Below are 24,539 nucleotides of genomic sequence, written 5' to 3'. Positions count from 1 at the left end.
GGCATCTCCTCGGGAGGTGCCGCCCTTCGTCGTCCGGCGGTCAGTAGGCGGCGTGGATGGTGCGCGTCGAGCCGTCGAGCACCATCGTCCCGCCGAACGGGACGATCCACTGCGGCCGCGTGTGGCCGAAAGGCACACCGACGCAGACCACCGCGTCGGGGTTGTACCGCGAGACCGTCTCGATCACCGCATCCCGTTGCGCGGCGCGCAGCGCGTCGGCCTCGGTCGGCGAGGGGAGGAACTCGAAATCGCTCACGGGCGGACGCGCGACGACCACTCCCGCGACCACATCGAGGATGCCGCGCTCGCCCAGCCCGCGCAGCCATCGCGCCACCCAGCTCGCCGGCGGACGCTCCTCGCTGGTCTCGAGCAGCAGGATCCCGCCGCGCAGGTCGTATGCCGAGGGCAGCCTGTCGGCGAGCGCGAGCTGATCGACGACCTCGAGGCAGCCGCCCCAGGTGCGACCTTCGACGCGGACAGCCGGACCCGACCAGGTCCAGTCCTCGGTCGCGACCCGATCGCCGTATTCGGTGAGAGCGCGCGGGTCCGTCCAGCGCCTCCCCACGTCCTCCGACTCTCCGGGCTCCGTGATCTCGACCGTGCCGCCGTCGAGCAGCGCCGCGCGCAGCGACCGCAGATGCACGTCGTCGACCGCGGGCCCCGGACCGAGATGCACGGCCGTGGATCCGCCGTAGTAGCCGCGGATCCCGAGGCTCCACAGCCAGTTGAGGATGTTGGTGTTGTCGCTGTAGCCGAGGAACGGCTTCGGGTCGGCCTGGGCGAGCGCGGCGTCGAGGTGCGGCACCACCAGGATCTGGTCGTCCCCGCCGATCGTCGCCAGGATCGCCCGGATGCTCGGGGCGGCGAAGGCCGCGTTCACATCGGCGGCCCGGGCTTCAGGACTCGCATCGAGCTGCCGCGTGGTCGGATACTCGACCGGGATCAGTCCGGTCAGCTGCTCGAGTCGGCTGAGCGCCTGCTCGTGGAGCTCGGGCGCGACCGCGGGCGCGGCGAAGGCGGGCGACAGGACGGCGACGCGGTCGCCGGGCACGGGTTTCGATGCGGACAGCATCGGCCCAGTCTCGCATCCTGAGCACGGAGATGAACGTCAATGCATGTTGACAAGAGGTCGATCGTCAACAAGTATTGACGCAGGAGGTTCCCCATGACCATGAAGACCGCCATCGCACAGGATGACGCCGGCGAGCCGCTCTCGGAGCTCCACCGCCTCGCCGCTCTGCGCAGCGAGCTGGCCAGGGCCGAGGAGACACAGGTGCGACGGGCGCGCAATCTCGGCTATTCCTGGCAGGCGATCGCGAGCTCCCTCGGCGTCTCGAAGCAGGCGGCGCACCGCCGTTTCGGCAGGCACTGACACTCATACAGCCCATCCACAGGATCCGCCCGCACACGAAGTACGGTCGAACTACCCCCTTTCAGAACGAGGTCCCGCATGTCCAGCACGGCGACATCACGCCGACGCGGACGCGGCGCGCACTACGACGGCCCGCGCGCCACTTTCCGCCAGCTCCTCCCCTTCCTCTTCGAGCACAGGCGCACGCTCATCGTCGTCGCTGTGCTCAGCGTCTTCGGGGCGGCCACCTCGCTCGCGCAACCGCTGCTGGTCGGGCAGCTCATCGAAGCCGTGCAGTCCGATCAGGGCCTCGGGATCCTGGTGTGGGTCCTCGTCGGTCTCGTGATCGTGTCGTCGATCATCTCCGGCTACCAGCACTATCTGCTGCAGCGCACCGGCACCGCGGTCGTGTACTCGAGCCGTCGCAAGCTGATCTCGCGCATCCTTCACCTGCCCATCAGCGAGTTCGACGCCCGCCGGACCGGAGACCTCGTCTCGCGCGTGGGCACCGACACGACACTGCTCTACGCCGTGCTCACCCAGGGACTGGCGGATGCCGTCGGCAGCGCGATCCTCTTCCTCGGCGCGCTGATCGCCATGCTCGTGATCGACCCGGTCCTGCTGCTGCTCATCGTCGTCGTGATCGGAGCCTCGGTCGTCGTCGTCACGGCGCTCAGCGGCCGCATCCGCACCGCGTCCACCGCTCAGCAGGAGAAGGTCGGCGAACTCGCCTCCGGGGTCGAGCGCGCCGTCGGCTCGATCCGCACCGTGCGCGCCTCGGGAGCCACCGAGCGCGAGACCGAGACCGTGTCGGCGCTCGCCTCGGAGGCCTACGGCATCGGGGTGCGGATCGCCAAGATCTCGTCGCTCGTGGTCCCCATCGCCGGAGTCGCACTGCAGGTGTCGCTCCTGGTGGTGCTGGGCGTCGGCGGCTTCCGGGTCGCGGCCGGCGCGATCACGATCGCCTCGCTGATCACGTTCATCCTGTTCCTGTTCATGCTCGTGATGCCGCTCGCCACCACCTTCGGGGCGATCACCTCGGTGAACCAGGCACTCGGCGCCCTCGGCCGCATCCAGGAGGTGCTGAACCTGCCGACGGAGACCCAGCACGACGCCGAGATCGCCGCATCCGTCCCCCGCGATGTGGCAGACCCCCTCGCTCCGGCGATCGAGTTCCGTGACGTGCGCTTCCGCTATCCCGAGAACGTGGTCGCCGCTCGCCTCGCCGCCGCGAAGGAGGCGCAGACGCTTCTGGCCGACGCGCACCTCGAACCGACCGACGACTCGGCCGCCGCGGCCGAGCGCGAGGTGCTGCGCGGCGTCTCGTTCGCGGTGCCCCGAGGTGCGCGCGTCGCGCTCGTCGGGCCCAGCGGTGCCGGCAAGAGCACGATCCTCTCGCTCGTGGAGCGCTTCTACGACCCGACAGGCGGTTCGATCCGCCTCTACGGCCACGACTCGCGCACCTACCCACGCGACGAGCTGCGCGCGCAGTTCGGCTACGTCGAGCAGGACGCCCCCACTCTCGCCGGCACGCTCGGCGACAACCTGCGTCTCGCCTCGCCGGATGCCTCGGATGCGGCCTGCGAACAGGTGCTGCGCGCGGTGAACCTGGGCGACGTGCTCGATCGCGATCCGCTGCGTCTCGATGCCCCCGTCGGCGAAGACGGCGTGATGCTCTCAGGAGGAGAACGCCAGCGTCTCGCGATCGCCCGCGCGCTGCTCACCGACGCACCGATCCTGCTGCTCGACGAGTCGACCTCGTCGCTCGACGGCGTGAACGAGCAGCGCATGCGCGAGGCCATCGACGCGGTCTCGACCGATCGCACCCTCATCGTGATCGCTCATCGACTGTCGACCGTCGTCGACAGCGATCTCATCGTCGTGCTGCAGGACGGCGCAGTGGTCGGTCAGGGCACTCACGCCGAGCTGATCGAGTCGACGCCGCTCTATCGCGACCTGGCTCGGCACCAGCTGCTCGCCTGAGCGTCGCGGCAGGGGCGCACGCGGCCAGCGCGGGAGAAGTACGCGAAGGCGGGATGCCGGAGACCACTCAGCCATGGGTTCGTCTCTGACGTCCCGCCTTCGCGGGTCTGGGGCCACGGGGGCCGTGGAGCGCCGGCTCCCCCGAACCGGCGCCCGGTCTGTCACGCCTTGTCGAGGCGGTAGCGCAGCGAGGCGAGCTCGGCCCGGAGGGCGGCGGGGACCTTGTCGCCGAAGGTGTCGTAGAACTCCTCGGTGAGGTCGGCCTCGGTCTTCCAGGCGTCGGTGTCGATCGAGAAGAGCTCCTCGAGGTCGGCCTCGGGCACGTCGATGCCGTCGAGATTGAGGTCCTCGATCAGCGGCAGGCGACCGATCGGGCTGTCGACCGTCGAGACCTCGCCGGAGACGCGACGGATGATCCAGTCGACGACTCGCGAGTTGTCGCCGAATCCGGGCCACAGGAAGCGGCCGTCCGCGCCACGACGGAACCAGTTCACCTGGAAGATGCGCGGTGCGCGGTCGAACCGGAGACCACGGCCGACCTTCAGCCAGTGACCGAAGTAGTCGGCCATGTTGTAGCCGCAGAACGGGAGCATGGCGAACGGATCGCGACGCAGCTCGCCGACCTTGCCCTCCGCAGCCGCGGTGCGCTCGGACGAGATGTTGGAGCCGAGGAACACGCCGTGGGTCCAGTCGGTGGCCTCGACGACGAGCGGCACATTGGTCGCCCGACGTCCGCCGAAGAGGATCACGTCGAGCGGCACCGCCTCCTCCCAGTCCTCCGAGATCTGCGGGCACTGCGCGGCCGAGACCGTGAAGCGCGAGTTCGGATGCGCGGCGGGGCGGCCGGAGTCCGGCGTCCAGTCGTTGCCCTCCCAGTCCGTGAGGTGGGCGGGCGCCTGATCGGTCAGACCCTCCCACCAGACGTCTCCGTCGGGGCGGAGTGCGACGTTCGTGAAGATCGTGTTGCCCCAGAGGGTCTCGACCGCGGTGACGTTCGTCGACTCGCCCGTGCCCGGCGCGACGCCGAAGAACCCGGCTTCCGGGTTGATCGCCCAGAGGCGGCCGTCTTCACCGGGGCGGATCCACGCGATGTCGTCGCCGAGCGTCTCGACGCGCCATCCCGGGATGGTCGGGCGCAGCATCGCGAGGTTCGTCTTGCCGCACGCGGAGGGGAACGCCGCAGCCACGTGGTACGCCTTGCCCGTGGGATCGATCACCCGGATGAGCAGCATGTGCTCGGCGAGCCAGCCCTCGTCGCGGGCGATGACCGAGGCGATGCGCAGGGCGAAGCACTTCTTCGCGAGGATCGCGTTGCCGCCGTAGCCCGAGCCGAAGGAGTAGACCTCGAGCGTCTCGGGGAAGTGCACGATGTACTTGTCGTCGTTGCAGGGCCACTCGACGTCGGGCTCTCCCGCAGCGAGCGGCGCGCCGACGGAGTGCACGGTCTTGACCCACGGAGCGCCGTCGGCGATCTGGCGGGTGACCGCATCGCCGACGCGCGTCATGATGCCGATCGACGCGACTGCGTAGGCGCTGTCGGTGACCTGGACGCCGATGTGCGAGAGCGGTCCCCCGACGGGCCCCATCGAGAAGGGCACGACGAACATCGTGCGGCCTCGCATGGATCCCTCGAAGATCTCGGTCATCTTCTCGCGCATCTGCGCAGGAGGAGCCCAGTTGTTGGTCGGGCCGGCATCCTCTTCACTCTCGGACGAGATGTAGGTGCGGCCCTCCGTGCGTGCGACGTCGCTGGGGTGCGAGCGGGCGAGGTACGAGCCGGGACGCCACTCGGGGTTCAGCTTGATCAGCTTGCCCTCGTCGACGAGCCCGCGCAGCAGCCAGTCGTTCTCGGCACGCGAGCCGTCGACCCAGTGAATCGAGGCCGGCTGCGTGAGCGCCGCGATCTCATCGACCCAGGCGGCGAGCTCTGCCATCGCAGGGGTGTCATACGTCGGAGCCGTCCCGAAGGTGCGCACAGGTGCGACAGATGATGCTCGGGGGGTGAAGACTTCGGCGATCGCCATGACTACTCCTTTGAAGTGAGGGGCGTTTGTTCCATCTTCTTCCGGTTGGTGCACGACTTTCTGCCATTCCGGGCGATAAGAATCGCGCTTCTTTCGCTAGTATCAAGGAATGGCTCCTTCCGGCATCCACCTCGCGACTCTCGGCCACCGCATCAGGCACCACCGCCTCGAGAAGCGCTTCACGCTCGATGAGCTGGGCGCACTCGTCGGCGTCGCCGGTTCGCAGCTGAGCCTGATCGAGAACGGCAAGCGCGAACCGAAGCTCTCGCTGCTGCAGGCCATCGCGCTGGCGACGGGCACCGAGGTCACCGACCTCATCTCGGGCGAGCCGCCGAATCGTCGCGCCGCTCTCGAGATCGAACTCGAACGCGCCCAGGAGAGCCCGGTGTTCCGGCAGCTCGGCATCGCCCCCGTGCGCGTCACGAAGGGGATGAGCGACGAGACGATCGAGTCGCTTCTGGGCCTTCATCGCGAACTCCAGCGACGCGAACGAGAGGCGATCGCCACGCCCGAAGAAGCCAGACGAGCGAACACCGAGCTGCGTCTGCGGATGCGCGAGCAGAACAACTACCTCGCGGACATCGAGAGACTCGCTGAGAAGCAGCTGCGGTCCGCCGGGCACGTGCAGGGCGCGCTGACGCACCGCACCGTGAGCATCATGGCCGACAAGCTCGGCTTCGAACTGATCTACGTCAACGATCTGCCGCACTCGACCCGCTCGGTCACCGACCTCGAGAACGGGCGCATCTACCTGCCGCCCGCATCGATCCCCGGGGGTCACGGCCTGCGGTCCATGGCACTGCAGGCGATGGCGCACCGGCTGCTCGGCCACACCCCGCCCACCGACTACGCCGACTTCCTGCAGCAGCGGCTCGAGATCAACTACTTCGCCGCCGCGTGCCTGATGCCCGAGACGGCGTCCGTCGCCTTCCTGCAGCAGGCGAAGAAGGATCGCAACCTCGCGGTCGAAGACTTCCGCGACGCATTCGGCGTGACCCACGAAGCGGCCGGGATGCGCATGACGAACCTCCTCACCCAGCACCTGGGCATGTCACTGCACTTCCTCCGTGTCGACGCCACGGGTGCGATCACGAGGGTCTACGAGAACGACGACCTCCCCCTGCCGATGGACGTCACGGGCGCTGTCGAGGGCCAGCGGGTGTGCCGGAAGTTCCAGGCGCGCGCGGCATTCACGCAGCAGAACCGCACGAACGAACACCACCAGTACACCGACACACCCTCCGGCACCTTCTGGTGCTCCACGCAGACCGGCGCCTCGACCGACGGCGAGTTCTCGATCACGGTGGGCGTTCCCTTCGACGACGCGCGCTGGTGGCGTGGGCGCGAGACCGCCGACCGCGCGGTCTCGACCTGCCCGGATGAGGCGTGCTGCCGCCGCCCCTCGGCCGACCTCACCGAACGGTGGAACGGGAAGGCCTGGCCGAGCGCCCGCGTGCACACCCACATGTTCTCGCCGCTCCCCCGTGGCGCGTTCCCCGGCGTCGATGACAACGAGGTCTACAACTTCCTCGGACGCCACGCGAGCGAGTGATCCGCGCCGACTCGGCGACTCAGCCGTCGAGGAAGCGCGTGAACCGAGCGAGCGCTGCCCGCACCGCCTCGTCGTCGACCGGCCGCGAATCGGGCACTGACTCGAAGAGCTCCGGCGGAGAACCGAGCGAGGCGCTCGCGTGCGTCCAGCATCCGATCACCCGGCCGTCGGCGACGAGCGTCGCCCGCACCATGCCGTTCTTGCCCGGCCCGACGAGAGCGAGATGCTCAGGGGCGCAGACGTCCGTGCGGTCGGCGTAGGAGATGTAGTACTCGTCGAAGGCTCCGAGCGCCAGCACCGCCGGGGCACTCGATGACCGCCGCGGACGAGCGACGCCGACGAACACACCCTCGTCGACCTCGACCACGCGCGCCGCCGCGCGATCTCGCGCCTCGCGCGCCTGCCCCAGCGTGAGGCCGGACCACCAGGCGAAGTCCGCGACTCCGGCCGGCCCGTGCCCGTCGATGTAACGCACGAAGAGCTCGGCGAGCGGGTCATCGGGGGCCGCATGCTCGCTGATGTGCTGATCGACCAGGACGAAGCGCTGCTCCCGACTCACACCGTCGCGCGCGACCACCGGACCCTGGCAGATCAGGCCGTCGAGCGTGAGCTCGCTCAGCAGGTGGATGCCCCGCTGCCCGGCCGGGTCGATGCCGACACCGGCGAACACCTCGAACATCTCGGCCCGCGTGAGGCCTCCGTCACCCAGACGAGGCACGGCTGCCGCCACGACCGCCGCGACCATCGGCGCGTCGATCCCAAGATCGCGGCGCCTGCCCGCCGCCTGTCGACGCTGCCGCTCAGCGGTCACGGACATCACCCAGCGAAGGTCACGCGCCGGAATGATGTGCAGGGTGCCGCGCATGGTCCACGCCCGAACCAGGTCGCCCCGGTCGAAGGCGCGATCCACCGTGCGGAGCGCGGACTCGCCGCGCGTGCGGGAAGCCAGTGCCCACCTCCCCGCGATGAAGTCCTGACTCTGCACGGCGAGCATGTGCGACGCGGCATCCGTCACCGTGCGCGCCGGAGTGCTCAGCCGATGAGAGCGGAGCCGCTCGGTGCGCAGAGTCGCGGTCTTCATGCCCTCATCATGCCGGGCAGGACGGACATCGCGCACTCAGCCGCGCAGCGTCACCTCACGGCGCTCGGGGAGCACGATCGGATGCGAACCGGCCATGACCTCGAGCACGCGGATCACCTGGCACGAGTACCCGTACTCGTTGTCGTACCAGACGTACAGCACGACATCCCGGTCGTTCGCGATGGTGGCGAGGCCGTCGACGATGCCCGCGCGGTGCGAGCCGACGAAGTCCGTCGAGACGACCTCGGGGCTCTCGACGTAGTCGATCTGCTGGCGCAGCTTCGAGTGCAGCGAGACGCGGCGCAGGTAGTCGTTGAGGTCGGCCCTGACCGCCGGACGCTCGAGGCTGAGGTGCAGCACGGCCAGCGACACATCGGGCGTCGGCACGCGAATCGCAGAGCCGGTGAGCTTGCCCTCGAGCTCGGGCAGCGCCCGCGCCACGGCCTTCGCCGCGCCCGTCTCGGTGATCACCATGTTGAGCACGGCCGACCGGCCACGACGGTCACCGCTGTGGAAGTTGTCGATCAGGTTCTGGTCGTTGGTGAACGAGTGCACCGTCTCGACGTGACCCCGCACGATGCCGTACGCCTCGTCGATCGCCTTGAGCACCGGGGTGATGGCGTTCGTGGTGCACGAGGCTGCGGTGATGATCCGGTCGTCGGGCTCGATCGTGCTGTCGTTGATGCCGTGCACGATGTTCTTGAGTGCGCCCTTGCCAGGCGCCGTGAGCAGCACGCGAGCGACCCCCGCCGACTCCAGGTGGCGGCTGAGACCCGCCTCGTCGCGCCATCGTCCGGTGTTGTCGACGACGATCGCGTCGTCGATGCCGTACGCCGTGTAGTCGATCGTCGAGGGGTCGTCGGAATAGATCACCTGGATGCGGGTGCCGTTCGCGATGATCTGGTCGGCGTCCTCATCGACCGTCACGGAGCCTGCGAAGCGGCCGTGCACCGAGTCGCGCAGCAGCAGCGACGCGCGCTTGACGAGATCGTTCTCCGAACCGCGGCGCACGACGATGGCCCGCAGACGCAGGCCACTGCCACCACCCGTGTGCGCGATGAGGATGCGCGCAAGCAGGCGCCCGATGCGTCCGAAGCCGTAGAGCACGACATCGGTGGGGGCCGCTGCGACCGCTCCGACCGCCGGCGCGAGCGCCTCGGCCAGATAGGCGTCGAGGGGCAGCTCGCTGTCGGAATGACCTGCGGCGAGGCGCGCGAGGTCGAGCGAGGATGCACCGGGGGCGAGTTCGTGGACGCCCTCGAGCACGGCCAGAGTCTCGTCGACGGCGAGTCGCTCATGCCCGAGCTGCGCCACCCTGTCGTGCACCTCGACGATGCCGGTGGCCGACAGACCGAGAAGTCGGTGGCCGTGGAGGGAGGTGACCACATCACGCTCGCGCTTGAGGGCGCCGATGAGCGGGATCATCCGCTCGGCCAGCTCTTCTCTCGCCGTCCAGTCGTCGTGGGGTGCGGCGGTTACGTTCATCTGCGTCCTTGCATGTGTGAGCGCGCCGAGGTCGCCGGCGCGCGAGATTGCCGGGTGAGCTTCGGGGGATGCCTCCAGGGTACGCGCCGGGCGCGAGGGTTCTGAAATCAGAGGCCACGCGCTGCCCGGACCGGCCTCGGGCCGATCGGACCGGGCGGCCGTCAGGACCCGAGGCACATGACGGAGACTCCCGCCGCCATCGCCCACGACTCGACCGCGAGCAGGCGGGCGGTACGCCCCTGATGCACGGGGACGAGCACCCATTCGGCGACGACCGTCCAGAGCACGACACCGATGACGCCGACGATCACGAGCGCCGAGAGGAGCCCGCCGAGCTCATGCCCACCGTGAGCCCCGACCTCGACCGCCCCCGCCATCGCCTGGCCCGTCGACAGGCTCTCGAACGAGCAGATCGCCATGACGAGCGACACCAGTGCACGGTGACAGCAGGTGGCGGCCGCGGGCGTTCCGCGCACGCCCGCCGTGCCGAGCATCGCGGAGACGAGGAGCACGAGTGCGGTCACCAGGCCGATCAGCGGATCGCCACCGCTCACCGCGATCACGATCATCGCCGCTGCCATGATCAGGGCGCTCTGCCTCCCCTGCCACGGCACAGCCCGCCAGACGGCGATGCACGCAGCGGCGGAGACGACGGCGGCGAGCGCCATCAGCCACGGTGCTGCGGGGAGGAGGTGATCCACACACGCATCATATTGATCAATCGCTCAAAATAGCGAGACCCGTGACTCATGCACCAGGATGGGCATGTGCCCCGCGTCGTAGACCACGATGAGCGCCGCCGGCAGATCGCCGAGGCGCTGCTCGCCGTCGCCGCTCGCGATGGACACGAAGCGGTATCGTCTCGCGCGGTCGCCAAAGAGCTCGGTGTCGCCACCGGCTCTCTCTGGCACTACTTCGACGGATTCGACGACGTCGTGCGTGCAGCCGCTGTGGAGATCACCCGACGCACCGACGAGCGCATCCGGTCGGTGACGACCGGGCTCCGCGGGCTGAGCAGGCTCGACGCCCTCATGCGGGAGGTCCTCCCCGTCGACGCGGAGACGCGCACGGAAGCGTATGTCGTCGTCGGATTCTGGGGCCGCCTCGCGACCCTCGCCTCAGACCCGGACGCCGGCTCCCCCACTCGCGCGACCTGGCAGAACGGCATCAGCGAAGCCATCGACGAAGCGGTCGCCGACGGCGAGCTGTCCCCCACCACACCGAAGCACGCGGTGATGTCGCTGCTCCGTTCGATCACCTACGGACAGCAGGTGCTGGAGGTCACCGAGCCCCGTGGCGCGGACGCTCACCTCGCGGTGCTCGACAGCATCCTCGCGCCCTGGCGCGCCTGAGTCAGTGCCACACCCCGCACGCTCGCGCCACCTGCCAGCCGCGCACGCTCACTCGGCCTGCTGACGATGTGCTCTTGTGCGCCTCGTCGCGCCGTCGTACCATCGACCCAATCCGTTTATTGAGCGAACGCTCGAAATAGTGAGGTAGGCCGATGTCCCACCCCCAGCCCGTCACCATCGACAGGATCGCCGCGCCGCACCCGCTCGACCCCCTCACCGGCGAGGAGATCGCGGCGGCCCGAGCCGTGCTCGAGTCCGCCGGACTGCTCGGCGAGACCGTCCGCGTGCCGATGCTGCTGCCCGATGAGCCCACCAAGGAGGAGCTCGCCGCATGGAGGCCGGGCGCCCCCATCGATCGCCGCATCGACGCGACTCTGCTCGACACCGCGACCGGCGTCGCGAGCGAAGTCGTCGTCTCGATCACCCGCGGCGAGGTGCTGCGCGCCGAGCGGGTCCCCAACGATGCGCCACCCTACGGCCAGCCCCAGTACCTCTTCGAGGAGTACGAGCGCGCTGAGGCGATCGCGAAGGCGTCACCAGAATGGCAGGCGGCGATGACGCGCCGAGGACTCGCCGCGCACATGGCCCTCGCGTTCTGCGGACCGCTCGCACCCGGGTACACCGGCCGCGCCGATGAGGTGGGCCGCCGGGTCATCCGCTCTCTCACCTTCCTCAAGTTCGACGAGCACGACTCCCCCTGGGCCCACCCAGTCGAGGGACTGGTCGTGCACATCGACCTCACGACGAACAGCGTGATCCGCATCGACGACGAGGGCGACGTGCCGGTGCCGGCGGGCCACGGAAACTACTACCCCGAGGTGCAGGGCGCCGCGCGCACCTCGCTCAAGCCGATCGAGATCACGCAGCCGGAAGGGCCCAGCTTCGCCGTCAGCGGCTCGCTCGTCGAGTGGGAGAACTGGTCGATGCGGGTGAGCTTCAACGCCCGCGAGGGTCTCGTGCTGCACGACGTCAGGTTCGACGGACGGTCGGTGCTCAATCGGGCGAGCGTGCCCGAGATGGTCGTGCCCTACGGCGACACCGCACCCGGGCGCTTCTGGATCAGCTACTTCGACGCCGGCGAGTACCTTCTCGGCAAGAACGCGAACCACCTCGAGCTCGGCTGCGACTGCCTGGGGGTGATCCGCTACCTCGACGGCTATGTCGCCGACGACCACGGCCATCCGGTGCGCATCCCGAACGTGGTGTGCATGCACGAGGAGGACTACGGCATCCTCTGGAAGCACACCGACCTCGCCGGCCGCTCGGACGTGCGCCGCTCGCGCCGCTTCGTGGTGTCGTACTTCTCGACGATCGGCAACTACGACTACGGGTTCTACTGGCACTTCTCCCTCGACGGCTCGATCGAGGTCGTCGCCAAGGCCACCGGGATCGTGTTCGCCGGCGCCGGCGAACCGGGGGTGCGGCAGAAGCACGCCACCGAGCTCGCGCCGGGCGTCTTCGCGCCGGTGCACCAGCACCTGTTCTGCGCACGGCTCGATGTCGCCGTCGACGGCGAGGAGAACCGTCTGGTCGAGATCGACGCGCAGCGCATCCCGATGGGGCCGGACAACCCGTTCGGCAATGCCTTCACGTGGTCGGAGACTCCGTTGCTCTCTGAGGGCGGGGCGCAGCGGGAGGCGGACACCTCGGTCGCGCGCGCGTGGGAGGTGCAGAGCACCACTCGGACGAACCACGTCGGCCGCCCCACGGCCTATCACCTGATCCCGGAGCCCACCGCTCTGCTGATGGCCGACCCCGCGTCATCCGTCGCCGCGCGTGCGGCGTTCGCGACCAAGCATCTCTGGGCCACCCGCCATGAACACGGGCAGATCTGGCCGGCCGGCCGGTATCCGAACGCGCACCAGGGAGGCTCCGGTCTGCCGGAGTACTCGGCGGGCGACCGTTCGCTCGACGGCGAGGACATCGTGCTGTGGCACACCTTCGGACTCACGCACTTCCCGCGCCCCGAGGACTGGCCGATCATGCCGGTCGACTATGCCGGATTCTGGTTCAAGCCGAACGGCTTCCTCGATCAGAACCCCGCGATGGATGTTCCCGAGTCGTCTCAGGCGCACGTCACCGAGGACGCCGGATGCTGCGGAGGTGGCGAGGGCTGCACCTGCTCCCATTGAGCCGCGGCGTCGGCCTCGGCGGTCGACGCGGCGTCGTCATCGGGAACGCCCTGGCGGAAGCACGCGGCGAAGGTACCCCTCACGACAGTGCGGCGATCGCGACACGGAGGATGCCGTCGGCGCTGTCGAGCGCGTTGGCCGAGGCTTCTGCGGACGCCCCCGTGGCGACCATCAGGATCGCGAGCTTGACCGATCCCCCCGCCGCATCCAGGGCGGCGGAAGCCTGGTCGACCTCTGCGCCGGTGAGCTCCGTCACGGTGCGGATCGAGCGCGCGCGCAGCTTCTCGTTCGTCGCCTGAAGATCGACCATCACGCCGTGATAGGTCTTGCCGAGCTTGATCATCGACAGCGTGGTGAGCATGTTCACGACGAGCTTCTGGGCTGTTCCCGACTTCAGACGCGTCGATCCCGAGATGAACTCGGGCCCCGTGACCACCTCGATCGCGATCTCGGCGACCGCACCGATCTCGGATGCCGGATTCGAGGCGATCGCCACGGTGAGCGCGCCGACTCCCCGAGCGAACTCCAGACCGCCGACGACGTACGGGGTGCGACCCGACGCCGAGATCCCGACGACGGCGTCGCGCTCGGTGAGGCCGAGTTCGCGCAGCGAGGCTGCTGCCGCCGCGTCGTCGTCCTCGGCATTCTCGACCGCCGACCGGATGGCCGTCTCGCCTCCGGCGATCAGCCCCACCACCATCGAGGGGTCGGTGCCGAAGGTCGGCGGGCATTCGCTCGCGTCGAGAACTCCGACGCGGCCTGCGGTGCCCGCCCCGAGATAGATGAGTCGTCCGCCGGCGCGGAAGCGGGCGGTGATGCCGTCGACCGCCGCGGCGATCTCCGCGCTCCGCTCGCCGACGGCCGCCGGCACACGATGATCTTCCGCGTTCATGCGCCGCACGAGCTCATCGGTGTCGAGCAGATCGAGGTCGCCGCGATCGGTCGTCGACGCCTCGGTGCCGAGCGTCGAGAGGACGTCGAGGAGCGCGGTCAGTCTGGCGTGTTCATTCGGCACGATGCACGAACCTTTCGTGGGGAAGATCGGTGCGCTCCGCGAGCAGAAGCGCTCCGTCGAGGGCGTCGCCGGAGGAGACGACGACCGTGCGGTCAGCGGCGCGGAGCGCCTGGGCGAGCGACGAGCGGAACCAGACGTGGTCGGTGAGCCCTCCGTGCAGGGCGACCTCGCGACTGCTCGAGGACGCCGCGATCGCCGACGCGACGAGCAGGCGGATGCCCTCGGCGGCGATGTCCGCGGAGACGGCGTCGCCGCTCTGCGCCGCATCGAGAAGCAGCGGCGCCAGAGTCGCGAGGCGGCGAGGCACCGGCCCGTCCATGGAGATCCAGGCGGGAACCGCGGCGGGCTCGCCGATCGTCGCCGCAACCGCATCGGTGAGCACGGTCTCGACCGCGAGCCCGACCGAGGCGCGCAGGACGGCACGCAGCGCCTCGCGCCCGAACCAGGATCCGCTGCCGAGGTCTCCCAGCTCGGGCCCCCACCCGTCGACCAGCGTCGCCACCTCGCCGTCGATGCCGAGGGCCGCAGCGCCCGTTCCGGCGATCAGCAGTACGCCCGCACCGCCCCCGAGCGCTCCGGCATGAGCGGACACCACGTCGGAGGTCACCGCGACGGGCACGTGAAAGGCATCGGCGAGGACGGCGGCGAGCTCTGATGCGGCCTCGGGGGCGGCCCAGGCTCCGGCCGCACCCACCGAGACCACGGAGATCTGTGCATCGAGATGATCTCTCATCGGCAGAATCGCGGCGAGAGCTGCGTCGACGCCGCCTGCGGCCGCGAGCCCGGGAGCCCCGATCCCGTCGTACACGGGACGCCGGGGCACTCGACGCTCATCGGCGGCAGAGACGACGCCGGAGGATTCGGCGAGCACGGCCCGGCAGCGCGACTTGCCGAGGTCGACGGCGACGAGAGCATGCGAAGAGGGCATGGAAATAGTCTACGCACGAGCATCCGATCATGAAAGAATTGTTCACACGCCCGAAATCCGCCTCTGACGCAGGAGAGCCATGAGCATCCAGACGACGATCGCCTCGGCCGCCGAGAAGCTGCCGCCGTCGCTGGCCCGCATCGCTCGGACGATCGCCGATGATCCCACCGTCGTCGTTGACAGCACGATCACCGAGATCGCGGCGAGGTGCGACACCTCGGTCGCCTCTGTCGTCCGCTTCTGCCGCACCATCGGTGTGAACGGCTACGCCGCGCTGCGGATGGCGCTGGCCACAGAGCTCGGTCGCGAATCCGTGCAGTTCCCCGCGGCATCGGGTTTCGGATCCGAGATCTCCGCGGCCGACACCCTGCGGGAGGCGACCGCGAAGGTCGCCGCACTCGAGCTGCTGGCCATCGAGGAGACCGTCGCGAACCTCGACTACGACGAGCTCGCGGCCGCGGTCGAGGCGATCGACGACGCCGACCGCGTCCTGCTCTTCGGGATCGGCGCGAGCGGACAAGCTGCTGCGGATCTCGGCCGCAAGCTGCTCCGCATCGGACATGCGGCGATCGTCCTGACGGACGCGCACGAGGCGAGCGCCGCCGCATCGCTCGGAGCGAGGAAGACCGTGGCGATCGGGTTCTCACATTCGGGAACGACCCGCGAGACCGTGCACTTCCTGCAGACGGCACGGGCTGCATCCGGCACCACGATAGGCGTCACGGGTGGGCCGGCCTCGCCGCTCGCCGAGAACTGCGACCACGCCCTGCTCACGCGGGCGCGTGAGCCTCGCCTCCGCGCGGGCGCGATGGTGAGCCGCATCGCGCAGCTCGCACTGGTGGACTGCCTGTTCGTCGGCGTCGCCCAGCGCCGGCACGCGCACACCATCCATGCGCTGCAGCGCACGGCGGATGCCACGCAGCCGCTGCGCTGAGGACCGACGCTCAGGCCGGGGTCGGACCGGGCCGCTGCCCCGCGTGCACGGGCCCGGCGGGGTGCGCTGATGCGGCGGGGTGCACCGATCCTGCGGTCCGGAGGAACACGATGATCCAGCTGAAGATCAGCACCGCCGCGATCAGCTCGACCGCCGTGAGGTTGTAGTAGCCGACGGCGAAGAACACGCCGAGCAGCACGATCACGAGCACGTAGATCCACCCGAGCACCACGAACACCCGTGGGATCGTGCGCACGAACCAGGGCAGCCCGACGACGATCACGGCGAACGCGACGGTCATCCCGGTGGCGACGGTGTTGTGCACGAGGAAGAACTCGTCGACCGGGAAGATCCCGACGCACGCGAGGAAGATCCCGATCAGGATCAGCCCGCCTCGCACCACGCGCCGTCCGCGACGATCGACGTGGTCGTCGACCGGCAGCCCCGCCGTGGCATAGCGGGCGATCGTCGTCACCAGGACCCCGGCGATGATCAACGTCGCGTTGAACGCCAGAGACGCGCTGTTGCTGCTCATCCCCAGCGCCGACAGGTTGTCCTGCCACCAGTGCACATCGCTGGAGGCGAGCATCGCCGCGAAGGCGCCCACCACGAGGAAGACCGCCAGGACGAGGGAGAGCACCATCGGCGTGAGCGCCACCGCGCTCAGGAACGTCACATAGGCGGTGAGGGCGAACGCGACGGCCACCAGGATCGCCCCGGGGAAGGCGAACACCGGGGCGTCGGTGAAGCTGCGATCGAGCAGTTCGGCGATTCCGAGCCATCCGAGGTACGCGATCGCGGCGTGCGCGAAGGCGATGGCGGCCAGGTCGTACCAGCGCAGCCGATCCCCGGGGACGCTGAATCCATCACGGGTGCCGTCCGGCGCGACCGCCGCCGGTCGCACGACGAGACGCCCGAGCGCGAACGCCAGGACGGCGGTGATCGCGCCGCCGTAGGCGGCGAACGCGCCGATCGAGCCGGTGCCGCTGATCGCCATCTCCTGACCCCAGAAGACCGGCCACCCGATGGCGAAGCCGAGCACGAAGAACACCGCCCCGACTATGAGCGCGGTGGCCTCGAAGACCGCATCCGCTGTGTCGGGTCCGCGCAGCTGACGCAGGACCTGCATGACCTTCTCGCCGACATATCGCATCACTGGCCTCCGCCCACATCATAGAAGCCTCGCCCTCCGGACCGCGCCGGTGATAGCATCACGGCACGGATCGTATACAACGTCGTCGTTCCACCACCCGAGGTGATCAGTCATGAACGGTGCACTCGCCGCCCCCGCCGAATCGGTGTCGACGCTCGTCGCGCGCAACATCAGCGAGTTCCGGGCCGCCGTCTCGGAGTCCTTCGTGCCGCTCCAGGTGTCGACGGCCGGGCCCGACCACTTCCGCGGGATCATCCGCGGCGCCTCGGTCGACGAGGTGCACGTCAACGAGGTGCGCGCCACCTCGCACGTCGTCGAGCGGACACCCGAGCTCATCGCACGCAGCGACCGGTCGTACTTCAAGCTGAGCCTCATGCTCGCCGGCACCGGGATGCTGATCCAGGACGACCGGGAGGCCGTGCTCCAGGCCGGCGATCTCGCCGTCTACGACACCGACCGCCCGTACTCGCTGGTCTTCGACGATGACTTCCGCACGATGGTCGTGATGTTCCCCAAGCACCTGATCAGCCTGCCCTCCGACATGATCGGCCAGCTCACCGCGGTGCGCATCTCGGGTCAGGGCGGTCTCGGCGGAATGGTCGTGCCGTATCTGACGCAGCTCGCAGGCAACCTCGACCAGCTCGCCGGCACGACAGGGGCACGACTGGCGCACAGCGCGCTCGACCTCGTCACGACGGTGTTCACCCGCGAGCTGGGCCTCGACGAGGTGTCGGCCGACCCTCATCGCGCGCTCGTGCAGCGCATCCGCTCGTACATCGACCGCAACCTCGCCTCGACGGATCTCGGACCCGCGACGATCGCATCGGCGCACTTCATCTCGACCCGTCACCTGCACGGCCTGTTCCAGGAGCAGGGCGTGACGGTGTCGACCTGGATCCGCACCCGCCGCCTCGAGCAGTGCCGTCGCGATCTGCTCGACCCGATGCTCGCCGACCGGCCCGTCGCCGCGATCGCGGCCCGATGGGGCTTCGTGGATGCGGCGCACTTCAGCCGCGCGTTCAAGTCGGCGTTCGGCATCTCCCCCAGCGAGTACCGCGCGGCGCACTGAGCGCAGCGCAGCGGGAGAACGTCCGTCAGGGGACGTAGACCGGCGGCGCGAACATCGTGCCGCCGTACAGCATCTGCACGGCGACGAAGCCCGGCAGCGACACGGCCGCCACGAGCGCGAGCGCGAGCATCGCACTGAGAAGCACCCCGCGGCGTCCTCCGTCCCGGACGGCGAAGAAGGCGCCGATCGCGATCAGGGCGTGGAGCACCAGCACGGGCACGAGGCCGATGGTGAACCCCCAGCCCTCCATCGTCGACCCTGCGGAGACGGCCTTCGACTGCTCGCTGAACTCCTCCTCGTACGACATCCCGCACCAGACCCACGCGACGGCGAAGAACAGGAGAGCGAAGAAGACGGATGCCGTCCAGGCGACCGCCTTGACCGCCGGCGAGAGGGCGGCCCGGGGTTCTGTTCGCATGACTCATCCTGACACCCGCCCGGAGCCGCGCCGCTGACGCCACGGCGGATTCCCAGGCCCGTCCTTGCTCTGCAGGGCACGCCGGTTGACTGTCGGCGCGCGATGGCGCCGCTTCACTTGAGCGGATGCCAGGGCGAGCCGGAGCATGAGGCAAGCACACCGCGAGGATGCGGTGCCCGGGGCGAGGACGCTCCGCCGCATGCGACGTCAGGACTCCCATGACCGCTCCCGTCACGACCGATCCCGCACTCGACGAATGGCGCACGTACGACGAGTTCGCCGCCGGGATCGACACCTTCCGACTGCCGAACGCCTCGCTGTCGGGCACCGCGCTGACGCTCACGCTCGACGATGGATCCGCGCTGGCGCTGACGTTCGATGCGGTCGCTGTCACCTGGTCAGGACTCGGCGGGTCGGGCACCGACCCGTACGACGCCGTCGCAGTGCGCGACGACGTCATCTTCGTGAACATCCCGCTCGAGAGCCGTGAACGCGAAGCGATCACCGTCGTCTATTCGACCTCGACCCACCGGGCCACCGTCGTGCGATCACGCATCGCGGCCGAGGCTGTCGAGGGCACACCGCAGGTCGGTCAGGACTTCTGGGCGGCGACGACCGATGCCGGTCCCGCGACGGGCGAGGTGCCGGGGCCGAGCCGAGACCTCATCGGCAAGCGCAACATCTACCGGTACAGCCCGCACCACCTCTACGAGCACGTCTACATCTCGAGCCGGCGCTACGCCTGGCAGTGCCTCGAGGGCGTGCAGCGGGGCCACGGCGACATGGACCTGTCGACCGTCTGGAAGTTCGCCGACGGCCTCTACCTCTTCTGCTTCCGGGAGTTCCGCATCGCGGTCGCGAGCGTCTGGCTGCACGACCTCGGCTACCAGCTCATGACGACGGGGATCTTCCTCGGCCTCACCGGCGACGGCGCCGCGGAGCACTCCCGCGGCGGCGGTCACATCTATCCGCTCGGGTCCGTCGACTACCCCGACGCCCAGCCCGTCTGACCCCGCGACGAGATCCAGGAGAGGACCTCCCATGAGCAACGCCGACATCATCGCAGCGCACTACGCGGCCAGCGACCGCGGCGACCTCGACGGCATGCTGGCGCCGCTCGCCCACGACGTGAGCTGGACCGAGGCCGCCGGTTTCCCGTACGCCGGCACGTACATCGGGCCGGATGCGGTCGCGGCAGGCGTCTTCCAGCGCATCCAGGACGAGTGGGACGACTACACGGTCGCGATCGACGAGGTCATCGACGGCGGGGACGTGGTCGTCGGCATCGGCACCTACTCGGGCACGTACCGCGCGACCGGCCGATTCTTCGCGGCACGTGTCGCGCGCGTCTGGCGCCTGGCCGATCACCGGGTCGTCGCGTTCGAGCAGTTCACCGACACCGAACTGGTCAACCGCGCGCTGCGCGACTGACCGCAGCACGACAAGCACACGAGAGGCAGGAATCACATGAACAAGCGAGTATCCGGCACTGCGGCGCTCATCGCCGTGGCAGCCCTCACTCTGGCAGGTTGCGCCGGCGGAGACGGCAGCGGAGGTGGCGACGACGCCCCGATCGTCGTCGGCTCCGTGAACACGATCAGCGGTCCGGCGACGTTCCCCGAGGCGTCGCAGGCGGCGGCCGCGGTGTTCGACGCCTTCAACGAGGCCGGAGGCCTCGACGGACGCACCATCGAGTACAAGACCCTCGACGACAAGGGCGACCCGGCCACAGCCACCGCGTCAGCCCGAGAGCTCGTCGGCAGCGACGGGGCCGTCGCGCTGGTCGGATCAGCGAGCCTGATCGAGTGCGAGATCAACGCGAAGTACTACGAGCAGGAGGAGATCCTCTCGCTGCCCGGCATCGGAGTCGATACCGGCTGCTTCGCGAGCGACAACATCTCCCCCGCCAACGTCGGTCCGTTCAACGACATGACCCTCACGCTGCAGTACGGCTCGGAGGTGCTCGGACTCGACGACATCTGCATCCTGCTCGAGATCGCAGGATCCACCCGCCCCACCTACCAGGCGGCGATCGACAAGTGGACCGAGATCACGGGCAAGGAGCCGAAGTACGTCGACGACACCGTGCCGTACGGCGCCTCGGACTACACGCCCTACATCGTGAAGGCCCGCGAACAGGGCTGCAAGGCGCTCGCGATCAACCCCGTCGAGCCCGACGCGATCGGCCAGGTCAAGGCCGCGAACGCGCAGGGCTGGGACGACGTGACCTGGCTCTATCTGACGAGCGTCTACAGCGAGAACTTCGCGGATGCGATCGATGACGCCGGGGCCGGCATCTACGTGCCCGCCGAGTTCTACCCGTTCACGGACGACGACGAGATCAACACCGACTGGCGGGAGCTGATGGAGGCCAACGACATCCCCCTCACCTCGTTCAGCCAGGGCGGATACCTCGCCGCGACCTACTTCATCGAGGTGCTCGAGGGCATGGACGGCGACATCACCCGCGAGACGGTCACCGAGGCGCTGCGCGGAATGGATCCCATCGAGAACCCCATGGTCGGAACGCCCTACGCCTTCGGCACGCAGAACACCGCGGGATGGCCGATCATCCTCGAATCCGGCACGAACGCCTGGGAGAAGGTCGCCGACGACTGGCTCCGCATCGGCGAGTAGCCGCCCTTCACCTGCCGCCGAGCGCATTCTCGGCGGCAGGTCCTCTCCCCCTCACACCAGAAAGGACGCCTCATGCTGCAAGGCGCCATCGCCGGTCTCGCCGCCGGCGGTCTCTATGCGGTCCTCGGAGTGTGCCTGACCCTGATGTCGCGCCTCGTGCGGGTCGTCAACTTCGCCCAGGCCGCGACCGGGATGTTCGGTGCCTTCAGCGCCGTGTGGTTCGTCAGCGAACTGGGGGTACCGATCTGGCTCGGCTCCGTGCTCGGCGTCGTCGTCGGCGGGGCGCTCTCCGCCACCATCGGGTGGATCGCCGCGACCTGGCTCTCCGAGGCCTCCACCACCACTCGCTCGGCGATGACCGTCGGTCCGCTTCTCCTGCTCATCTCGATGTCGTTCATCCTGTTCGGCAACAAACCGCAGCCGTTCACCCCGATCATCGCGGGCCCCGCCTTCTCGTTCGGGGGCGTGGTGATCAGTCAGGTCACCGTCGCCACCGTCGCCATGGCGGTCGTCACGGCGGTCGTGGTGCGGATCGTGCTGCGCCGGACGAGAGTGGGCACGCAGCTGCGCGCGCTCTCCGAGCGCCCCACCACCGCCGAGCTGCTCGGCATCCGTTCCCGTCCGCTCTCCATCGCGGTGTGGTTCGTGACCGGTGTGATCAGCGCGATCGCCATCATGATCGTGGCGCCGTCGCAGTCGAACGACGCGACCAGCCTCGCGATGCTCATCGTCCCCGCCGCAGCCGCTGCGCTGCTCGGCGGCTTCCGCCGTCTCGACCTCGCCGTCGTCGGCGGAGTCGTACTGGGCGTTCTGGGAGGGCTCGTCGCGCAGATCGACGAGGTCGCGCTCGTGCGCAACTTCCTCCCGTTCCTGTTCATCGTCGTCCTGCTCCTGTGGACGCAGCGCAAGGAGGTGTGGGATGCCGCTCGCTGACCGTCCCTGGTTCCGTCTGTCCTGGCCCCTCGCCGTCGCCGCCGCGGCGGTCGGACTGGGTGCCATTCTGAGCGCGGCGCTTCCGGGGTACTTCGTGTTCCTCGCGATCAGCGCAGTCGTCGCGGCCATCGCGATCCTGGGACTGGGCATCGTCACGGGCTCCGCCGGCATGATCGCGCTGTGCCAGCTCACGTTCGCCGCCGTGGGCGCCTGGATCGTCTCGCTGCTCAACGTCATGCAGGCGCCGGGCGGCTTCGTCGTCTGGCTTCTCCTCGGCGGCATTGCCGCCGGTCTTGTGGGCATCCTCGTCGGGCTCCCCGCGCTGCGGCTGCGCGGCGTGAATCTCGCCGTCGTCACGCTCGGCTTCGCTGCGGCGGCGGATGTCACCCTCGTGCAGATCCAGTTCCCCGGGTCCGCCGACGGCACGGCTGTTGAGCGCCCGACGCTGTTCTCGAACGATCGCGAGTTCTTCTTCCTCTCGGTCGTGGTGCTCGCCGTCTGCGCGCTGGGAGTCTTCTTCCTGCAGCGCGGACGGTGGGGCTCGAGCTGGAAGGCGGTCGCCTTCTCGGAACGCGGCACCGCGGCTGCGGGGCAGAGCGTGCAGAGCGCCAAGCTCACCGCGTTCGCCGTATCGGCCGCACTGGGAGGCATCGCCGGAGGACTCCTCGCCGGCCAGGTGCAGCTTCCGTTCGCATCGAGCTTCACCCCGCTTCAGTCGCTGGCGCTCTACGTCCTCGCCGTCATGTCGGGGGCCCATCTGATCGACATGGCGATCCTCGGCGGCATCCTCTGGGTGCTCGTGCCCGAGCTGCTGAAGCGCTGGGGCGTGCCGCAGGACTGGGCGTTCGTGGTCTTCGGCGTGCTCGGCGTGCAGGCGCTCACCAGCGGGACCAACCTCGGTCAGGGCATCCGCAATCTCTTCTGGAAGCGCGCGGATCGCAGGACCGCCTCGGCGAAGCTGACCGCGTTGCCTCCCGATGCGGATGCCGAGGATCGGGCGATCACGACAACGACCACCGCGACGGTCGATGAGCGCGAGCTCGACGGTGCACCGGTGCTCACTGTCGACGGACTCACGGTGCAGTTCGGTGCTCTCACAGCGTTGGACGATGTGTCGTTCCAGGTGCCGGCGGCGTCGATCATGGGCCTGATCGGTCCGAACGGCGCAGGCAAGTCGACGTTCGTCGATGCGATCAGCGGGTTCCTGCCGAAGCACGGCGGTCGAGTACTGCTCGGAGATCGTGATCTCGCCGGCCTGTCTCCGACGCGTCGCGCCCGGCTCGGGCTGCGCAGGACCTTCCAGCAGGACAGGGTCCCGCCGTCGCTCACGGTCGGCGCGTACGTGAGGTTCGTCGCTCGACGTCGACTCGCCGCATCCGACATCGATGAGGTTCTCGAGTTCTTCGGATGCCCGCCGGCCGGTGCGCGCCTGTCGAGCGTCGACGTCGGCACCAGGCGACTCGTCGAGGTCGCGGCGAACGTGGCCTCTCGTCCGCGGCTGCTGATCCTCGACGAGCCCGCGGCCGGCCTGTCGCACGATGAGCACCTGGCTCTCGCCGCGCGTCTGCGCGAGCTGCCGGCCCGGTTCGGCGTGGCATTGATAATCATCGAGCACGACCTCGATCTCGTGCGCTCGGTGTGCCCGACGCTGACTGTGCTCGACTTCGGTCGAGTGCTCGCGAGCGGTCCGCAGGCCGAGGTGCTCGCGAACCCGGAGGTCGTGAAGGCGTACATGGGAGAGACGGAGCTGCTGAAGTGAGCGAACTGGTGCTGGACGGGGTGACGGTCAGCCGGGGCGCGGGGCCGGTGATCTCGGATGTGTCGCTGACCGTGCGCGGTGGCGAGGTGCTGGCGCTCGTCGGACCGAACGGGGCCGGCAAGACCAGTCTGATCGAATCGGTGTCGGGGGTGACCCCGCACTCCGCGGGATCGATGATGCTCGACGGCGAGCCGCTCGACAAGCTGTCCCGGGTGTCGAGAGCGCGGCGCGGCATCGTGCACATCGAGCAGGGGCGAGCGGTGTTCCCATCGCTGACCGTGCGCGAGAACATCTCGCTCACCGCGCGGACGCCTGCGGAACAGGATGCGGCGCTCGCGCAGTTCCCTGAGCTCGAGAAGCGCATCGACTCCCCCACCGCGCTGCTGTCGGGTGGCGAGCAGCAGATGGTGGTGCTGGCACGTGCCTTCGCCGCGAAGCCGCGGATCCTGTTGATCGATGAGATGTCGCTCGGTCTCGCGCCTGTCGTGTTCATGCGGCTCATGCCGATCGTGAAGTCGATCGCCGAGTCGGGCGTCGGGGTGCTGCTCGTGGAGCAGTTCACGCAGCTCGCCCTGGGCCTGGCTCGCGAGGCCGTGGTGGTGGCCGGTGGGCGCGTCTCCTTCCAGGGCACCGCCGAGGCGTTGAAGGAGGATTCGCAGCTGCTGCACCGCGCGTACCTCGGTGGGTAGCGCCGTCAGGTCGGGCTTCAGATGCTGCGGCAGTAGCCTGAGGG

22 protein-coding genes are annotated in these 24,539 nt (G+C 69.2%); 13 read left to right on the top strand and 9 right to left on the bottom strand.

The genetic code is table 11. The features are described 5' to 3' along the window. Positions 1-40 precede the first annotated feature (40 nt). A complete protein-coding gene (locus tag AKG07_RS00465; protein WP_053095474.1) occupies positions 41-1,072 on the bottom strand; it encodes an LD-carboxypeptidase in 1,032 nt (343 codons plus the stop codon). Positions 1,073-1,165: 93 nt separating this feature from the next. Here AKG07_RS00465 and AKG07_RS00460 point away from each other — a divergent pair, with 93 nt between their 5' ends. Both AKG07_RS00460 and AKG07_RS00455 read left to right on the top strand, forming a co-directional pair. Next, positions 1,166-1,372 (top strand): hypothetical protein, encoded by a 207-nt coding sequence (locus tag AKG07_RS00460; RefSeq protein ID WP_053095473.1) that lies wholly within the window; start codon positions 1,166-1,168, stop codon positions 1,370-1,372. A gap of 78 nt (positions 1,373-1,450) precedes the next feature. Then, positions 1,451-3,334 (top strand): ABC transporter ATP-binding protein, encoded by a 1,884-nt coding sequence (locus AKG07_RS00455; protein ID WP_053095472.1) that lies wholly within the window; start codon positions 1,451-1,453, stop codon positions 3,332-3,334. A 161-nt stretch (positions 3,335-3,495) separates the two neighbouring features. Here AKG07_RS00455 and AKG07_RS00450 read toward each other — a convergent pair whose 3' ends face one another. Beyond that, positions 3,496-5,358, bottom strand: coding sequence for a phosphoenolpyruvate carboxykinase (GTP) (locus AKG07_RS00450; protein WP_053095471.1), 1,863 nt, complete (start codon positions 5,356-5,358; stop codon positions 3,496-3,498). A gap of 109 nt (positions 5,359-5,467) precedes the next feature. On the opposite strand from AKG07_RS00450, the gene AKG07_RS00445 reads away from it, so the two are divergent. Next, entirely contained in the window at positions 5,468-6,910 is a 1,443-nt protein-coding gene (locus tag AKG07_RS00445; RefSeq protein ID WP_053095470.1) for an XRE family transcriptional regulator, read from the top strand. A 19-nt stretch (positions 6,911-6,929) separates the two neighbouring features. Here the strand turns inward: AKG07_RS00445 and AKG07_RS00440 are convergent, their stop codons facing one another. The 3 genes from AKG07_RS00440 to AKG07_RS00430 form a co-directional block, all read right to left on the bottom strand. After that, a complete protein-coding gene (locus AKG07_RS00440; protein ID WP_053095469.1) occupies positions 6,930-7,991 on the bottom strand; it encodes a winged helix DNA-binding domain-containing protein in 1,062 nt (353 codons plus the stop codon). A gap of 36 nt (positions 7,992-8,027) precedes the next feature. Beyond that, positions 8,028-9,476, bottom strand: a complete 1,449-nt coding sequence (locus tag AKG07_RS00435; RefSeq protein WP_053095468.1) for a glyceraldehyde-3-phosphate dehydrogenase — start codon at positions 9,474-9,476, stop codon at positions 8,028-8,030. Between the two features lie 161 nt (positions 9,477-9,637). Continuing rightward, the gene (locus AKG07_RS00430; RefSeq protein ID WP_053095467.1) at positions 9,638-10,177 is read right to left on the bottom strand and encodes a hypothetical protein; all 540 of its coding nucleotides are present in this window, start codon (positions 10,175-10,177) and stop codon (positions 9,638-9,640) included. A 66-nt stretch (positions 10,178-10,243) separates the two neighbouring features. On the opposite strand from AKG07_RS00430, the gene AKG07_RS00425 reads away from it, so the two are divergent. Together AKG07_RS00425 and AKG07_RS00420 are read left to right on the top strand one after the other, a co-directional pair. Continuing rightward, complete coding sequence (locus AKG07_RS00425; RefSeq protein ID WP_053095466.1) at positions 10,244-10,828, top strand: TetR/AcrR family transcriptional regulator; 585 nt, start codon at positions 10,244-10,246, stop codon at positions 10,826-10,828. A 152-nt stretch (positions 10,829-10,980) separates the two neighbouring features. Beyond that, the gene (locus AKG07_RS00420) at positions 10,981-12,960 is read left to right on the top strand and encodes a primary-amine oxidase (RefSeq protein ID WP_053095465.1); all 1,980 of its coding nucleotides are present in this window, start codon (positions 10,981-10,983) and stop codon (positions 12,958-12,960) included. Positions 12,961-13,039: 79 nt separating this feature from the next. Here the strand turns inward: AKG07_RS00420 and murQ are convergent, their stop codons facing one another. Then, positions 13,040-13,975 (bottom strand): N-acetylmuramic acid 6-phosphate etherase, encoded by a 936-nt coding sequence (gene murQ / locus AKG07_RS00415; RefSeq protein WP_053095464.1) that lies wholly within the window; start codon positions 13,973-13,975, stop codon positions 13,040-13,042. Beyond that, positions 13,965-14,903, bottom strand: a complete 939-nt coding sequence (locus tag AKG07_RS00410; protein ID WP_053095463.1) for a BadF/BadG/BcrA/BcrD ATPase family protein — start codon at positions 14,901-14,903, stop codon at positions 13,965-13,967. Before AKG07_RS00410 ends, murQ begins: the two co-directional genes overlap by 11 nt. 79 nt (positions 14,904-14,982) lie before the next feature. Here AKG07_RS00410 and AKG07_RS00405 point away from each other — a divergent pair, with 79 nt between their 5' ends. Further along, a complete protein-coding gene (locus tag AKG07_RS00405; RefSeq protein ID WP_053095462.1) occupies positions 14,983-15,837 on the top strand; it encodes a MurR/RpiR family transcriptional regulator in 855 nt (284 codons plus the stop codon). A 10-nt stretch (positions 15,838-15,847) separates the two neighbouring features. Here the strand turns inward: AKG07_RS00405 and AKG07_RS00400 are convergent, their stop codons facing one another. Beyond that, the gene (locus tag AKG07_RS00400) at positions 15,848-16,990 is read right to left on the bottom strand and encodes a DUF998 domain-containing protein (protein ID WP_053095461.1); all 1,143 of its coding nucleotides are present in this window, start codon (positions 16,988-16,990) and stop codon (positions 15,848-15,850) included. Positions 16,991-17,102: 112 nt separating this feature from the next. Between AKG07_RS00400 and AKG07_RS00395 the strand changes: the two genes are divergently transcribed. After that, the gene (locus AKG07_RS00395) at positions 17,103-18,059 is read left to right on the top strand and encodes an AraC-like ligand-binding domain-containing protein (protein ID WP_053095460.1); all 957 of its coding nucleotides are present in this window, start codon (positions 17,103-17,105) and stop codon (positions 18,057-18,059) included. 25 nt (positions 18,060-18,084) lie between these two features. On the opposite strand, the gene AKG07_RS00390 is transcribed toward AKG07_RS00395, so the two are convergent. Then, positions 18,085-18,477: a hypothetical protein gene (locus AKG07_RS00390; RefSeq protein WP_053095459.1), complete on the bottom strand. Its 393-nt coding sequence runs from the start codon at positions 18,475-18,477 to the stop codon at positions 18,085-18,087. Between the two features lie 218 nt (positions 18,478-18,695). On the opposite strand from AKG07_RS00390, the gene AKG07_RS00385 reads away from it, so the two are divergent. The 6 genes from AKG07_RS00385 (at position 18,696) to AKG07_RS00360 (ending at position 24,495) form a co-directional block, all read left to right on the top strand. Continuing rightward, on the top strand, positions 18,696-19,487 hold the full coding sequence (locus tag AKG07_RS00385; protein WP_053095458.1) for a MoaF C-terminal domain-containing protein: 792 nt from the start codon (positions 18,696-18,698) through the stop codon (positions 19,485-19,487). Between the two features lie 31 nt (positions 19,488-19,518). After that, positions 19,519-19,908 (top strand): nuclear transport factor 2 family protein, encoded by a 390-nt coding sequence (locus tag AKG07_RS00380; protein ID WP_053095457.1) that lies wholly within the window; start codon positions 19,519-19,521, stop codon positions 19,906-19,908. Between the two features lie 36 nt (positions 19,909-19,944). Next, positions 19,945-21,114: an ABC transporter substrate-binding protein gene (locus tag AKG07_RS00375; RefSeq protein WP_053095456.1), complete on the top strand. Its 1,170-nt coding sequence runs from the start codon at positions 19,945-19,947 to the stop codon at positions 21,112-21,114. 72 nt (positions 21,115-21,186) lie between these two features. Then, positions 21,187-22,047, top strand: a complete 861-nt coding sequence (locus tag AKG07_RS00370) for an ABC transporter permease subunit (protein ID WP_053095455.1) — start codon at positions 21,187-21,189, stop codon at positions 22,045-22,047. Next, a complete protein-coding gene (locus tag AKG07_RS00365; protein ID WP_053095454.1) occupies positions 22,034-23,806 on the top strand; it encodes a branched-chain amino acid ABC transporter ATP-binding protein/permease in 1,773 nt (590 codons plus the stop codon). The genes AKG07_RS00370 and AKG07_RS00365 overlap by 14 nt, the downstream gene beginning before the upstream one ends. Beyond that, on the top strand, positions 23,803-24,495 hold the full coding sequence (locus tag AKG07_RS00360; RefSeq protein ID WP_053095453.1) for an ABC transporter ATP-binding protein: 693 nt from the start codon (positions 23,803-23,805) through the stop codon (positions 24,493-24,495). The genes AKG07_RS00365 and AKG07_RS00360 overlap by 4 nt, the downstream gene beginning before the upstream one ends. The last annotated feature ends 44 nt before the right edge of the window (positions 24,496-24,539 follow it).

This window comes from Microbacterium sp. CGR1 (genome assembly GCF_001266755.1).
Lineage (GTDB): Bacteria > Actinomycetota > Actinomycetes > Actinomycetales > Microbacteriaceae > Microbacterium.
The sequence above is the reverse complement of the archived record's forward strand: the minus strand, read 5'-3'. Positions and strand labels throughout refer to the sequence as shown.

Coding starts and splice junctions, on each gene's coding strand:
- AKG07_RS00465 (WP_053095474.1), bottom strand. CDS start 1,072: ATGCTGTCCGCATCGAAACCCGTGCCCGGCGACCGCGTCGCCGTCCTG.
- AKG07_RS00460 (WP_053095473.1), top strand. CDS start 1,166: ATGACCATGAAGACCGCCATCGCACAGGATGACGCCGGCGAGCCGCTC.
- AKG07_RS00455 (WP_053095472.1), top strand. CDS start 1,451: ATGTCCAGCACGGCGACATCACGCCGACGCGGACGCGGCGCGCACTAC.
- AKG07_RS00450 (WP_053095471.1), bottom strand. CDS start 5,358: ATGGCGATCGCCGAAGTCTTCACCCCCCGAGCATCATCTGTCGCACCT.
- AKG07_RS00445 (WP_053095470.1), top strand. CDS start 5,468: ATGGCTCCTTCCGGCATCCACCTCGCGACTCTCGGCCACCGCATCAGG.
- AKG07_RS00440 (WP_053095469.1), bottom strand. CDS start 7,991: ATGAAGACCGCGACTCTGCGCACCGAGCGGCTCCGCTCTCATCGGCTG.
- AKG07_RS00435 (WP_053095468.1), bottom strand. CDS start 9,476: ATGAACGTAACCGCCGCACCCCACGACGACTGGACGGCGAGAGAAGAG.
- AKG07_RS00420 (WP_053095465.1), top strand. CDS start 10,981: ATGTCCCACCCCCAGCCCGTCACCATCGACAGGATCGCCGCGCCGCAC.
- AKG07_RS00410 (WP_053095463.1), bottom strand. CDS start 14,903: ATGCCCTCTTCGCATGCTCTCGTCGCCGTCGACCTCGGCAAGTCGCGC.
- AKG07_RS00405 (WP_053095462.1), top strand. CDS start 14,983: ATGAGCATCCAGACGACGATCGCCTCGGCCGCCGAGAAGCTGCCGCCG.
- AKG07_RS00400 (WP_053095461.1), bottom strand. CDS start 16,990: ATGCGATATGTCGGCGAGAAGGTCATGCAGGTCCTGCGTCAGCTGCGC.
- AKG07_RS00395 (WP_053095460.1), top strand. CDS start 17,103: ATGAACGGTGCACTCGCCGCCCCCGCCGAATCGGTGTCGACGCTCGTC.
- AKG07_RS00390 (WP_053095459.1), bottom strand. CDS start 18,477: ATGCGAACAGAACCCCGGGCCGCCCTCTCGCCGGCGGTCAAGGCGGTC.
- AKG07_RS00385 (WP_053095458.1), top strand. CDS start 18,696: ATGACCGCTCCCGTCACGACCGATCCCGCACTCGACGAATGGCGCACG.
- AKG07_RS00380 (WP_053095457.1), top strand. CDS start 19,519: ATGAGCAACGCCGACATCATCGCAGCGCACTACGCGGCCAGCGACCGC.
- AKG07_RS00375 (WP_053095456.1), top strand. CDS start 19,945: ATGAACAAGCGAGTATCCGGCACTGCGGCGCTCATCGCCGTGGCAGCC.
- AKG07_RS00370 (WP_053095455.1), top strand. CDS start 21,187: ATGCTGCAAGGCGCCATCGCCGGTCTCGCCGCCGGCGGTCTCTATGCG.
- AKG07_RS00365 (WP_053095454.1), top strand. CDS start 22,034: ATGCCGCTCGCTGACCGTCCCTGGTTCCGTCTGTCCTGGCCCCTCGCC.